The 12,345-nt window shown below is 62.6% G+C and carries 12 protein-coding genes; 8 read left to right on the top strand and 4 right to left on the bottom strand.

All coding sequences use genetic code 11. The annotated features are described in order from the left end of the window. Positions 1–20: 20 nt before the first annotated feature. From J2Y68_RS17825 to J2Y68_RS17815, 3 genes are read left to right on the top strand one after another with little or no spacing between them, the layout of a single operon-like run. Positions 21–440, top strand: coding sequence for a DUF4244 domain-containing protein (locus tag J2Y68_RS17825; protein WP_309995311.1), 420 nt, complete (start codon positions 21–23; stop codon positions 438–440). Next, the gene (locus J2Y68_RS17820; RefSeq protein ID WP_309995309.1) at positions 437–823 is read left to right on the top strand and encodes a TadE family type IV pilus minor pilin; all 387 of its coding nucleotides are present in this window, start codon (positions 437–439) and stop codon (positions 821–823) included. Before J2Y68_RS17825 ends, J2Y68_RS17820 begins: the two co-directional genes overlap by 4 nt. Further along, entirely contained in the window at positions 820–1,203 is a 384-nt protein-coding gene (locus J2Y68_RS17815; protein WP_309995307.1) for an Rv3654c family TadE-like protein, read from the top strand. The genes J2Y68_RS17820 and J2Y68_RS17815 overlap by 4 nt, the downstream gene beginning before the upstream one ends. Positions 1,204–1,258: 55 nt before the next feature. Here J2Y68_RS17815 and J2Y68_RS17810 read toward each other — a convergent pair whose 3' ends face one another. After that, on the bottom strand, positions 1,259–3,601 hold the full coding sequence (locus tag J2Y68_RS17810) for a DEAD/DEAH box helicase (RefSeq protein ID WP_309995305.1): 2,343 nt from the start codon (positions 3,599–3,601) through the stop codon (positions 1,259–1,261). Positions 3,602–3,693: 92 nt separating this feature from the next. Then, positions 3,694–4,389: a GNAT family N-acetyltransferase gene (locus J2Y68_RS17805; protein WP_211713468.1), complete on the bottom strand. Its 696-nt coding sequence runs from the start codon at positions 4,387–4,389 to the stop codon at positions 3,694–3,696. A 146-nt stretch (positions 4,390–4,535) separates the two neighbouring features. Between J2Y68_RS17805 and trhO the strand changes: the two genes are divergently transcribed. After that, a complete protein-coding gene (trhO, locus tag J2Y68_RS17800) occupies positions 4,536–5,432 on the top strand; it encodes an oxygen-dependent tRNA uridine(34) hydroxylase TrhO (protein ID WP_309995303.1) in 897 nt (298 codons plus the stop codon). A 9-nt stretch (positions 5,433–5,441) separates the two neighbouring features. On the opposite strand, the gene J2Y68_RS17795 is transcribed toward trhO, so the two are convergent. Together J2Y68_RS17795 and J2Y68_RS17790 are read right to left on the bottom strand one after the other, a co-directional pair. After that, positions 5,442–5,972: a hypothetical protein gene (locus J2Y68_RS17795; RefSeq protein WP_309995301.1), complete on the bottom strand. Its 531-nt coding sequence runs from the start codon at positions 5,970–5,972 to the stop codon at positions 5,442–5,444. Positions 5,973–6,037: 65 nt separating this feature from the next. Next, positions 6,038–6,481 (bottom strand): DUF6023 family protein, encoded by a 444-nt coding sequence (locus J2Y68_RS17790; protein ID WP_309995299.1) that lies wholly within the window; start codon positions 6,479–6,481, stop codon positions 6,038–6,040. Between the two features lie 94 nt (positions 6,482–6,575). Here J2Y68_RS17790 and J2Y68_RS17785 point away from each other — a divergent pair, with 94 nt between their 5' ends. From J2Y68_RS17785 to J2Y68_RS17770, 4 genes are all read left to right on the top strand, one after another. Next, positions 6,576–8,243 carry a DUF7059 domain-containing protein gene (locus J2Y68_RS17785; protein WP_309995297.1) on the top strand — a complete coding sequence of 556 codons (1,668 nt, stop codon included), beginning with the start codon at positions 6,576–6,578 and terminating at the stop codon, positions 8,241–8,243. After that, positions 8,240–8,941 carry an ArsR/SmtB family transcription factor gene (locus tag J2Y68_RS17780; RefSeq protein WP_309995295.1) on the top strand — a complete coding sequence of 234 codons (702 nt, stop codon included), beginning with the start codon at positions 8,240–8,242 and terminating at the stop codon, positions 8,939–8,941. Before J2Y68_RS17785 ends, J2Y68_RS17780 begins: the two co-directional genes overlap by 4 nt. Positions 8,942–9,065: 124 nt before the next feature. After that, positions 9,066–11,789, top strand: coding sequence for a type I DNA topoisomerase (topA, locus tag J2Y68_RS17775; protein ID WP_211713462.1), 2,724 nt, complete (start codon positions 9,066–9,068; stop codon positions 11,787–11,789). Between the two features lie 66 nt (positions 11,790–11,855). Beyond that, complete coding sequence (locus J2Y68_RS17770) at positions 11,856–12,290, top strand: SseB family protein (RefSeq protein ID WP_309995293.1); 435 nt, start codon at positions 11,856–11,858, stop codon at positions 12,288–12,290. Positions 12,291–12,345: the final 55 nt, after the last annotated feature.

Here is a 12,345-nt window from a genome sequence, read left to right as displayed (position 1 = left end):
ATCTCTCGAAAGGAACAATCATGAAAACACTTTTCCGTGCTATGTCCGCCCGCCGTTCCCAACAGCGACGACGTGGGAGGCAGGCTCTCGCCGCCGCAGGGGAGGGACATGCAATGGAACCCTTCGGAATCGAGCAGTTCGAACTGGAGCCGTTTAGGGATTCGGGCTTCGGGGACGTGCCGGCTCCAAGGCCCGCAACTGACCTTCATCTCGCTGGGCCCTACGGAGCCGGGACAATCAAGCGGCGGAGGGAGCGGGGCACGCGCATGGGCACTGACGCCCGGCTTTTCGGTTCGGAAGCGGGCATGGCTACCGCGGAGTACGCCATTGCTACGTTGGCTGCCGTGGGCTTGGCGGGGCTGCTGGTGGTCATCCTTCGCAGCGAAGAGGTCCGCGGCTTCCTGCTCATCCTGATCCGCACGGCACTGTCCTTGCCATGACGCCAGTGCTGCCTGCCCGCAGGAGTGAGTTCCGCTGGGGCAAAGAACAGGGCGCTGTCACTGCCGAGTTCGCCGTCGCTTTGCCAGCGGTGGTGTTGCTCCTTGCCTTCCTGTTGGCAGGCGGCGCTGCGGGCATTACTCAGGTACGGCTGGAGGAAGCGGTCCGGGCGGGGGCGCGTGCATCAGCACGGGGTGAGTCCGCTGGTTCGGTGGAAGCCATCGTGAAGCGCTTGGCCGGGGAAACCGCGGTTCCCGGCTTATCCGAGGACGGCGGCTGGCGCACGGTCACAGCTTCCTCTCCGGTTGGCGGGGCCTTGGGATACCTGATCCCATGGACCATGACGGCCACTGCGTCTGCCCGGAGCGAGTCGGGTACTACGTGAAAGCGACTGCGACATCCCATGATCCGCCACCAGGCGATAGCCATTCCGACCGCGGGGCCGGGAGGGTCCTGGCTTTGGCGCTGGGAGCTGTGGTGATGGTCTTGCTGGCGGGACTGTTGCTTCTGGCCCAGGCTGGCGTTATGGCATCGCGGGCAGCCACCGCGGCGGACCTCGCGGCGCTGGCAGCGGCTGATGCCCAACGGGGTCTTGCGTCGGGAGAACCCTGTGCAGTGGCTGGCGATGTTGCTGGGCGTCACGAAGCCCGGCTCGCGTCCTGCAAGGTGCTCGGCGGTGACGAGGTGGAAGTCGTCACTGAACTGGCGTATCCCATTGCGTGGGGCACTGCCACCGGACGGGCTCGTGCGGGGCCGCCACCCTAGGTAGCGGGGCCGCCCTGGGCGTGCCGGGCCTTGGGCGCAGGGCTCTCTCGCGAGCCTAGATGGCGTCCTTCAACAGGACGTCCAGCAGCGTGACGGCGGCTGCCTTGTCCAGCGGGTTGTTCTTATTGCCGCACTTAGGTGACTGCACACAGGACGGGCAGCCAGCCTCACACTCGCAGGCCTCGATGGCGTCCCGGGTGGCCGACAACCATATTTTGGCTTTCTCGTAACCGCGTTCCGCGAAGCCCGCACCCCCGGGGTGTCCGTCATAGACGAAGATCGTGGGCACTCCGGTGTCGGCATGCAAGGCAGTCGAGACACCGCCAATGTCCCATCGGTCGCTGGAGGCAACCAGGGGGAGGAGCCCAATGGCAGCATGTTCGGCAGCATGCAATGCGCCAGGGAACTGGGCCTCCACCAGTCCCGCACCATGAAGCGAGCGGTTGTCCACCACGAACCAGACTGCCTTTGTAAACAGATCCCGGGCCCCGAGCTCAAGGGGTTCCTCCCCGAGGATCTCGTTCGAAATCAATGCCTTGCGCTGGAAGGAAACCACTTGCGTCGTTACTTTGACATCGCCGAAGTGCACCGTGATGTCTCCCCATTGGACCGTGCGGGACGTTTCAAGCACTTCGATCTGGGTGACGTCACGGGCCGTGGTGTAAAAGTCGGGGTTCACCCGACGAACCATCACGCAATGATCTGCCTCGTTCAGATCCTCCACCAAGTAGCTTTGGCCTTGGTGTACATAGATAGCGCCCGTGTGGGCTTGGTAGTGCGTCTGCGGCGAGTCCATTGTTCCCAGCAGGGATCCGGTTCCGGCGTCGACAATGCTCACAGGTCCGCCGCCGTCGGCACGGAGGTTCACCATTCCGGCCGCACTTTCCGGGTGGGTCCAGAACCATCCCGCCGGACGCTTGCGGAGATATCCCTGGGCCACCAAACGGTCCAGGAGACCTTCGGCTGTGGCACCAAAGAGCTCCAGCTCTGCGGGTCCGATGGGCAACTCGGCCGCAGCCGCGCACAAATGCGGACCCAGTACATAGGGGTTTCCCGGATCGAAGACGGTGGCCTCAACGGACACGTCAAAGATGGCTTCCGGATGGTTCACCAGATACGTATCCAAGGGGTCATCGCTGGCTACGAAGGCCGCGATAGCGTCTTGTCCAGCGCGCCCCGCGCGTCCAATTTGCTGGAAAAGGGAAGCCCGTGTTCCCGGCCAGCCAGCCACCAGCACGGCGTCCAGCCCCGATATGTCGATGCCGAGCTCCAACGCAGATGTGCTGGAAACCCCCAAAAGCTGCCCGGACCTCAACGCTTGTTCCAGGGCTCGCCGTTCCTCGGGCAAGTAGCCGGACCTGTACGCGGCCACCCTTCCCGGCAGGCTGGGGTCAACCTCGTCCAGAAGCCTCTTGGTGATGGAGGAAATGGACTCCGCCCCGCGTCTGGACTTGATAAAGGCGATGGTCCTGACACGGGAGGAGACCAGATTGGCCAGAATGTCCGCGGTTTCCGCAACGGCCGTCCTTCGCTGCTTGGCGCCGTTTTCACCCCTGACGTCGGTCAGTGCGGGTTCCCAGAACGCCACCGTGGTGGAACCGTGCGGAGAGCAGTCTTCAGATACTTCCCTGACGGGGGCGCCAATCAGCCGGCCGAACGAGACTCCGGGGTCGGAAGCGGTGGCGGAAGCGGCGATAAACACCGGCTCCGGAAAAGAGGTGCCAGCCCCGTAGTAAGCGCAGATCCGGCGAAGGCGTCGCATGAGGTTGGCCACGTGCGAACCGAAGACGCCCCGGTAGCTGTGCGCTTCGTCCACAATGACGTATCGGAGCCGCCGGAAGAACCGGGCCCACCAAGTGTGGTTGGGAAGAATTCCGAAATGCAGCATGTCCGGGTTGGCGAGGATGAAATTGGCGTGGTCCCGGATCCAACGGCGCGCGGAGACGTCCGTGTCGCCGTCGTACGTTTCTGCCCTGACCGTGGGCAGCTTCAGCGAGCGTATGGCCGCGAGCTGGTCCGCCGCCAAGGCTTTGGTGGGGGACAGGTACAAGGTGACGGCGCCGTCGTCGTGGATTTTTCCCGGGTCGGAGAGGACCCGCAGTTCCGAACGGTGGATGGCGTCCAAGGAGGGGAGTTGGTAGGCGAGCGACTTTCCGGAGGCTGTACCCGTGGCGATGACGACGTGTTGGCCGGAGTGGGCGATGTCGGCAGCCTGCACCTGATGACGATACGGTTCCTGGATGCCGAGTGTCGCGTAGGCGTCGACAATGTCCGGATGCACCCACTGGGGCCATGGCTCGTTGACGGCTTTTCGGGCAGGGATGGTGTGGACGTGGCGCAGCTGCTCTGGGTCGGGAGTCCGGCCCAGCAAGGAGATCAGCGAATTTGGTAAAGCCACCGAATCATTCTGTCACTGTTCATACTGTCGCCCCGCAGGGCTGCGAACGGCGGCACCCAAGGGCGCCGCCGTTCGCGACTCCCGGAGGGTTGTTAGGCGCCCGAAAGGTCGGATCCTTCAGTTCCGCTGGCGGACATCATCAGCACATGGCACACCACGTCCCAGCCAAGGTGCGAGTACAGTTTCTGGCCATCCAGTGATGCCAGGAGAAGCCCGTTCTCCACGTGATGCGAAAAGGCTTGGGCTGCGAGGGCTTTCATGATGAAGGTCCCCAACCCCCGTCGCTGGAAATCAGGTTCGGTGACGATCTTGTCAAAGACGGCGGTTCCATCTACCACGAACACCCGGCCGCTGGCAGCGACTTTCTCCCCGCTGTGGACCACCGCATGGTGGACTCCGTTCGACTCGGACGTAGCAAGCTCCAGGTCGTCATCAGGAAGCCACGGATCCTCCGCGTCCTGGGTTTCCATGTCCACGATCATCATGGTCTGGGAAGCGGACGTCACGGTCAGCCCGTGCTGCTCGGCCAGGTATTTGTACCTTTGGACGTCGTTGGTGAGGACCGTCAGGATGCGGGCTGGTGCTTCTGAGGTCTTTCCCGCAAGGGTGGTGAACTCTTCGTCGGAGGGATCGTGGGCGAAGTACTCCCAGTCACCGGTTTTGTCGGCTCGAAGGGCTGCAGGGAAGCGTCCCTCCTGGCGTTTCTCATAGCCACGGCAGCCGGCCCAGCCGGCTACCCAGACCTCCAAGAGGTGCGCAATGTCTTCAACCAAGGCGTCTGGACTCATGTAGAGAGAGTATGCCAGCGCCCGGGGAAGCAACAGAGCGACATCAGCAGGAGGATCGTTGCTTATGCAATTGTGACTTCTCCATGGATGACGGGCAGCCGCGATCCCCGCGGAGCCGATTTTACTGCACCAAGTACCCTTGAATAGTGGCTTTGAACCGAATTGTGCTCTTCTACGGCTTTACCCCGATTGCCGATCCCGACGCCGTGCGTCTATGGCAGCGTGCCCTGTGCGAAAAACTCGGGCTGACCGGCCGGATTCTTATCTCGAAGGACGGCATCAACGCCACTGTTGGCGGCGAACTCAACAACATGAAGCAGTACGTGAAGACAACCCGTGAGTATCGGGGATTCCACGGCATCGACTTCAAATGGTCAGAGGGAAGCGCCGCGGACTTCCCGCGCCTGAGCGTCAAAGTGCGCGACGAAATTGTGTCCTTCGGCGCACCCGGCGAACTCAAAGTGGACGCCAGCGGTGTGGTTGGCGGTGGCAAACACCTCCAGCCGGAGGAACTGCACGCCCTGGTTGATGCCAAGAAATCCAGTGGCGAAGACGTCGTGTTCTTTGATGGGCGCAACGCCTTCGAAGCGCAGATCGGCAAGTTCAAGGACGCGATCGTTCCGGAAGTGGACACCACCCACGATTTCATCAAGGAACTTGACTCGGGCAAGTATGATCACCTCAAGGACAAGCCCGTCGTGACTTATTGCACCGGGGGTATCCGCTGCGAAGTGCTGTCCAGTTTGATGGTTAACCGCGGCTTCGCAGAGGTCTACCAGCTGGATGGCGGAATCGTCCGATACGGCGAAACGTTCAAGGACAAGGGACTCTGGGAGGGTTCCCTCTACGTGTTCGACAAGCGCATGCATGTTGAGTTCAGCGACGAAGCGAAAACCATTGGTGAATGCGTACGATGTGCCGCACCGACCAACAAGTTCGAGAACTGCTCAAACCCCAGCTGCCGCACCCTGACCCTTTACTGTGCCGAGTGTGCTTCCAGTCCCGAAACTCTGCGTTGCCCCGGGGGCTGCGAAGCCGCGTGATCGGCTGACTTACAGTTTGCTCACCCGGTAGGCGAAGTTCGCTTCTGACCTGGATCCCACCGTGATGGACAGCACGGCGTCCGTTTCAAGCTGCACCACGTTCACGCGCGCATTGGCGCACCCCAGCGTGAGGTCGACGAGCTCCGCTTCGCCCACCTTGACCGCAAACATCACCCTTCGGGTGCCGCGGCATGCCAGTGTCACCGCGTAGGTTCCGCCCGGCAACTGCACCGTCTGCTCCGATTTGGACTCGCCGGCGTTGAGGTAGCCACTGCTTGAGTAGAAAGACTTGCCCTGGGATTCGGGCAGCGCCGACATCGCCCATTCCTGCAATGCCTCCCCGGTGACGGTCTGTTCCAGCTCGGGATCGGGCGGCAGCACCACGTTGCCCGCGGAAGCGGTGGGAGCTGCCTCCGGCCTGCCGTCGCCGTCGTCAGTGTATTCGCAGCCCGACAAGCTCCCGCACAGCGCAATAAGAAGTACGACGGCGGCCCTCGCCAACCGCCGCGCCATCACCGAGCGAGCTGCGTTGCTCCCCATGCACTGACTTTACGCCCGCCCGGCCGGCTGCTGAAGGCCCGAATGCGGGAGGTGGCAGCGCTGGCCTAGCTGGCTGCTGGGGCCAGGTGATAGGCGAAGATCAGCGGGGCGTCGACACTACTGGTGGAGATGCTGAGGGGGCCGGTGACCGGTACCTTGATCTTGACGATGTCGCGGTTACCGTTACATGCCGCGGCCGCGTCGGTGATCTTCTTCCCGCCCGAGGAGACCGCGAAGTAGGCCTTGCCGCTCCCATCGCATGCCATGGTCAGGGTGTAGGTTCCTGCCTGGACACTTGCCGCTTCCTTTAGCAGCGGGTCCCTGTTCAGTATCTTTCCCGAGTCCTCCAACACCACACCGCTGGCTTCCGGGAGAGCTGTCGCCTTCCACGCTGGGACGTCCGCGTCCGCGATGTTGACTGGTGCCTGGCAGGCACAGGCTCCCAAGAGGACTGCAGCAGTGATGGCAACAAGGCCCGCGCGGCGCCTTGTGGAGGAAAAGTTGAGCATATTATCAACGCTACCGGGTTCAGCCACTGACCTTTGTCCACATAACATCGGGCCAGCACCCGCGGCCACTGTTTACCGCACCTACACTTGCAAGGTGACTGAGACAGCTACCTTCTTTACCGCCGGCAACACTGACGATGCTCCACGCAGCGACCGTCCCGAACTGCTCACGGCGCTCGCCGCGGACCTCCGCGCAATTTCGTACACCGTGGACGGGGTGGCTGAGCTGTTGGGCGAATCCGCGTCAGATGCACTGGGAAGGGATCAACTCATCCCCGCATTGTTGGCCAGCGAACGGCTCGCTGCCTCTGAAGACCCGGTGGTGCGGGCGCTGACCACCGTTGTCCGGCTATGGCTGCTCGCCGTCCCGCAATCCACCACCGCAATCGAGGCCGCCGTCCCCCGGACCGGCGTGCAGGGACTGGTGGAGCTGGGTCTGGTCACAGCGGAGTCCGGAATCGTCCGGGCCAAGGTGGACCTGCGACCCTACGGCTGGGATGCCAACCTTGACGGCAGCGGGGGCGCCGACCTCTGGGTAGCAAGCGACCTCGCCGCCCACCAGCAGCCAGGTGTGCTGAGGCACGACCATGTGCTGGGAATCGGTCGCGCATCAACAACACTTGTCCAAACAACTGTCAGGCACCACACGGAGCGGGCGCTCGATTTGGGGACCGGATGCGGCATCCAAACCTTCCACCTGTTGCACCACTGCGACCACGTGACCGCCACGGACATTTCCGAGCGCGCCCTGGCGTTCACCCGATTCAACCTGCTCCTGAATGCACAGGAGTTGGAACTGGACCCCGCCGATTTGGGGAGCAGGGTAAGCCTCCGGTTGGGATCGCTGCTTGACCCCGTGGAGGGGGAGCAGTTCGGTTTGGTGGTGTCCAACCCTCCGTTCGTGATCACGCCACGGACAGGCGGAGAGTTGGCGTCGGAGCAGTTCACCTACCGCGACGGCGGCCTGCCCGGCGACGAGATCGTGGCTTCGCTGGTCCAGTCCCTGGAGAGTGTCCTCCAACCCGGAGGAACCGCCCAAATGCTCGGGAACTGGGAAGTCACCTCGGGGACCGACTGGAGGGACCGTCCCACGGCATGGCTGAAGGACTCGGGCCTGGATGTTTGGTTCATTCAACGCGAGCAGGTTGGTCCGGAGCAGTACGCGGAAACGTGGTTGCAGGACGCCTCGCAAAACCGTGAGGGCGGCCACTATAAAGAGGCATACGCTGCCTATCTGCGGGACTTCGCGTCGAGGAATGTCGAGGGCATCGGGTTTGGCATGATTTGGCTCCGCCGTCCGGTCTCCGCAAATGGGGCCAGCATCAACCGCTTCGAAGAAATCACCTACGCCATCGAGCAGCCGATTGGACCCCATCTCGGCGCCGCCGTGGAACGCTCGGACTGGGTGGCAGCCAATTCGCTGTTGGAAGCTCATCTGGTGGTCGCGGAAGACGTCACCGAGGAACGGCACCAGCGTCCGGGCGCCGAGCACCCCGGGGTCATTCTCCTGCGCCAGGGTGCAGGCCTCCGCCGAACCAATTTGCTCAGCACCGAACTCGCCGGCTTCGTCTCGGCATGCGATGGACAGTTGTCCGTGGGGCAGATCGCATCGGCGTTGGTGGCCCTGCTGGGCGGCAGCGAAGACTTTGACGAGGACACCTTTCGGGAAGGCCTGACCCGGGAGGTCACCAACCTCGTCCTGGATGGCTTCCTGTTCCCTGACACGTTCCTTCTTCCCGACGTCGGGAAGGCCACGGCATGAAAAAGGACAATGCGCCGCCCAGCGATCCGGGCGGAAGTGACGCTGACTACACTGATGAAGTGATTGCGAACAACCAGCCATCCCAAGCGTCAGGCGACGTTCCGCGGCGCAAGCGTGCCGAAAAGACGATTGAGATCACCGATCCCAAGGCCATCCGCGCACTGGCACACGCTGCCCGTATCGAGGTCATATCCGAGCTCTACGCCACCCAGGTCAGCCACACGGCCACCGAACTCGCGGCAAGGACCGGTCTCACCCCCAGCGCAATGAGCTACCACCTCCGGGCCCTCCAAAAATGGGGGATCGTGGCCCCGGCGGAGAACGCAGGGGATGCCCGCGAGCGGCGATGGAAGGCCGCGGGGACGGACTTCACTATTTCCGGCGGCAGCGTCGCCAGCCCTGAAATTGCAGTGGTTGACCTCGAGCTCGATGCTTTCCGACGGAGGGCTTCGGCGTTCGCCAGGGCGCGTGGCGAACGCCGCCAGCGGGGCGGCGCCGCCGAGGAGCCTGCTGCCGTGGTCTTGGCAAGCAACCTGCTGTACCTCACCAACCCGCAACGCAAGGAGCTTTCGGACCGGATCCGTGAAATTCTGCGCGAGTACGAACTCGACGACCCCACCCAAATACCCGAAGGTGCCGAACGTATGGCAACCTTGTGGTCAATGATCCCGGATGACCGCGTAGCACCCGGACAGTAGGAGCCATCCGGGTCCTCGCACCACCGCCCTGGTTTCCCTGCCGCAACGCAGGATTCTACAAACTATGGTGAACTAGGCCAGTATGGGCACCAGCCCAATGACACATTTTTTCTGTAGGAGCACCGTGCCCAGCAAGGCAAAAACCGGCAAGAAACTCGTGATTGTGGAGTCTCCAGCCAAAAGCAAGACCATCGCCAAGTATCTTGGCGAGGGCTTCATCGTCGAGGCTTCGATCGGCCATATCCGTGACCTCCCGCAGCCCTCTGACCTGCCTGCAGAACTGAAGAAGACCTCGCTGGGCAAGTTCGCCGTCGACGTCGAAAACGACTTCAAGCCGTACTACGTTGTTTCTCCGGATAAGAAGAAAAAGGTTGCCGAGCTCAAGGCCCAGCTGAAAGACGCTGACGCGCTCTACCTCGCAACCGATGGGGACCGCGAAGGCGAAGCCATCGCGTGGCACCTCCTGGAGGTCCTGAAGCCCAAGGTTCCCGTATACCGCATGACCTTCGGTGAAATCACCAAGGAAGCCATCCACCGCGCCATGGACAACCTGCGCGACGTCGATACGGCCTTGGTGGATGCCCAGGAGACGCGCCGAATCCTTGACCGCCTCTATGGCTACGAAATTTCTCCTGTCCTGTGGCGCAAGGTGGCCCGCGGGCTGTCAGCCGGCCGCGTGCAGTCAGTAGTCACCCGCATGGTGGTGGACCGCGAACGTGAACGCATGGCCTTCCGCGCAGCGTCGTACTGGGACCTCACCGGACAGTTCGGTGCGGACTCTGGCTCGTTCAAGGCCAAGCTCGCCGCCGTGGACGGCTCCAAGGTTGCCAGTGGCCGTGACTTCAACGACAACGGCCAACTCACTTCCTCCAACGTGGTGCACCTTAACGAGGAACTCGCCACGTCCCTGGCGTCCGGCCTGGAAAACGCGGACTTCCGCGTGCGTTCGGTGGACACCAAGCCGTACACCCGCAGGCCGGCCGCGCCGTTCACCACGTCCACCCTCCAGCAGGAAGCCGGCCGCAAACTGCGCTTCTCCTCGAAGAGCACCATGCAGGTGGCCCAACGCCTGTATGAAAACGGCTACATCACTTATATGCGTACGGATTCGTCGGCCTTGAGTGACGAAGCCCTGACCGCGTCCCGTCGCCAGGCAGCTGAGCTTTACGGCCCCGAGTATGTGCCGCAGAGTCCCCGCGTCTACGCCAACAAAGCGGCCAACGCGCAGGAAGCGCACGAAGCCATCCGTCCTGCCGGTGACTCCTTCCGGACCCCGGCCCAGGTTGCCAAGCAACTCAGCGGTGACGAGTTCCGCCTGTATGAGCTCATCTGGAAGCGGACTGTTGCCTCCCAGATGGCTGACGCGAAGGGGTCCACGGCCACCATCCGCCTCGGAGCGGTTGCCGCTGACGGCCGCGACGCAGAGTTCTCGGCCTCCGGCACCGTTATCACCTTCCCCGGCTTCCTGGCCGCTTACGAAGAGGGCAAGGACGAAAGCCGCGGAGACGACGACTCCGATGAAGCCCGGCGCCTGCCGAACGTCGCCAAGGGCGATGCCCTGACCGCTTCGGACATCCTGGCTGTAGGCCACGAAACCTCGCCGCCCCCGCGCTACACAGAAGCGTCACTGACTGCTGAACTGGAAAAGCGTGGCATCGGACGCCCCTCCACGTACGCCTCCACCATCTCCACCATCCAGGACCGCGGCTATGTCCGGAAGCAGGGCTCCGCCCTGGTCCCGAGCTGGATTGCGTTCTCTGTGATCCGCCTGCTGGAACAGCACTTCACCGACTATGTCGACTACGAGTTCACAGCGGACATGGAAGGCGACCTGGACAAGATCGCCAACGGCCAAGCCGCAGGCACCGCCTGGCTTAAGCACTTCTACTACGGTGAAGACGCCGACCCCGGGCTGTTGAGCATCGTCAACAACCTCGGCGAAATCGATGCCCGCGAAATCAACTCCGTGCCCATTGCAGAAGGCATCACCCTTCGGGTGGGCAAGTTCGGGCCATACCTGGAAAGCTCCATTCCCACAGTGGATGAGAAGACCGGCGAAGTAGTGGAGTCGGCCAGGGCAAACGTTCCTGAGGAGCTGGCTCCGGACGAACTCACCGCAGCCAAAGCCAAAGAGCTGATGGAAACGGCAGCCCCGGAGGAACGCGTCCTGGGAACGGACCCGCACACCGGCCACACGGTTGTGGCAAAGAACGGGCGATACGGCGCATACGTCACTGAGATCATCCCTGAGATGACCGAGGAACAATTGGCCAACCAGCCCGTGGAGTACTACAAGAACGGCAAGCCGAAGCCGCCGAAGAAGCCCGTCAAGGCCAAGCCCCGAACGGGTTCCCTGTTCAAGTCCATGACAGTGGACAGTGTCACCCTGGACGAGGCGCTTCAGCTCATGAGCCTTCCCAGGGTCCTGGGTGAGGACGCTGAAGGCAACCCCATCACCGTTCAGAACGGCCGCTTTGGGCCTTACCTGAAAAAGGGCACCGACTCCCGTTCCATTGGATCGGAAGAGGAAATCTTCACGATCACCCTGGAACAGGCCCTGGAAATCTACTCGCAGCCCAAGCAACGTGGTGCGCGGGCAGCGGTGCCGCCTCTTGCCGAGTTCGGTCCTGACCCGGTGTCGGAGAAGAACATCGTGGTGAAGGAAGGCCGCTTCGGGCCTTACATCACCGACGGCGTCACGAACATCACTGTTCCCCGTTCAACGTCCCTTGAGGAACTGACCCGGGAACGCGCCGTCGAGCTTTTGGCTGAAAAGCGTGCCAAGGGCCCGGTCAAACGGACCACAACCCGTAAGGCACCGGCACGTAAGGCCGCAGCCAAGAAGTAACAACTGTGCCGGCCGGGACAGCATGCGCGAATTGCGTCCCGGCCTGCATCGTGGTCGAGTAGAACCATGACTGAACAGACAGTTTCCCCGGACAACGAACCCTTGAACGACCTCGAGGCGAAGCTCGCCTTGGCCGAACAACCGGACGCGAACCCGGTGGACGTCATCCTCGCTTTCCTGAACAACGAGGTTTACCTTGTCAGCTCGGAAGCCGTGGACGGCCCTGATTCCTCGGTTGAGCCTTTGGTGCTTTCCAACGCTGACGGCCAGCCCGTCCTGGCCGTGTTCAGCCACCCCAGCCGCGTCGACGAACGCTTCCTCGAAGCAGCCCCGCACGTCCTGGGAACCATGGGTTCGGCCATCCTCGGCAACATTGGTGACGAGCTGGGCATGGTCATCAATCCTGGGAGCGAGTTCGGCTTCGAAATCGATCCCGAGGGCATCGCGAACATCCGGCGCGACTTCAAGCGCGCGGATGAAGCCGGCGAGCCCACCGAATAGCGGCCAACCAGATCCCCGAACGCGAAACGAAGTCCACAAGTTGCTTTGCGGCCTT

This window comes from Paenarthrobacter nitroguajacolicus, assembly GCF_031455195.1.
In the GTDB taxonomy this organism is placed as follows: Bacteria; Actinomycetota; Actinomycetes; order Actinomycetales; family Micrococcaceae; genus Arthrobacter; species Arthrobacter nitroguajacolicus_D.
The sequence above is the reverse complement of the archived record's forward strand: the minus strand, read 5'-3'. Positions and strand labels throughout refer to the sequence as shown.

Bases quoted from the DNA above. Each gene is read 5' to 3' on its own strand.
- J2Y68_RS17770 (WP_309995293.1), top strand. From the start codon at position 11,856: ATGACTGAACAGACAGTTTCCCCGGACAACGAACCCTTGAACGACCTC.
- J2Y68_RS17780 (WP_309995295.1), top strand. From the start codon at position 8,240: ATGAAAAAGGACAATGCGCCGCCCAGCGATCCGGGCGGAAGTGACGCT.
- J2Y68_RS17790 (WP_309995299.1), bottom strand. From the start codon at position 6,481: ATGCTCAACTTTTCCTCCACAAGGCGCCGCGCGGGCCTTGTTGCCATC.
- J2Y68_RS17805 (WP_211713468.1), bottom strand. From the start codon at position 4,389: ATGAGTCCAGACGCCTTGGTTGAAGACATTGCGCACCTCTTGGAGGTC.
- J2Y68_RS17795 (WP_309995301.1), bottom strand. From the start codon at position 5,972: ATGGGGAGCAACGCAGCTCGCTCGGTGATGGCGCGGCGGTTGGCGAGG.
- J2Y68_RS17820 (WP_309995309.1), top strand. From the start codon at position 437: ATGACGCCAGTGCTGCCTGCCCGCAGGAGTGAGTTCCGCTGGGGCAAA.
- J2Y68_RS17825 (WP_309995311.1), top strand. From the start codon at position 21: ATGAAAACACTTTTCCGTGCTATGTCCGCCCGCCGTTCCCAACAGCGA.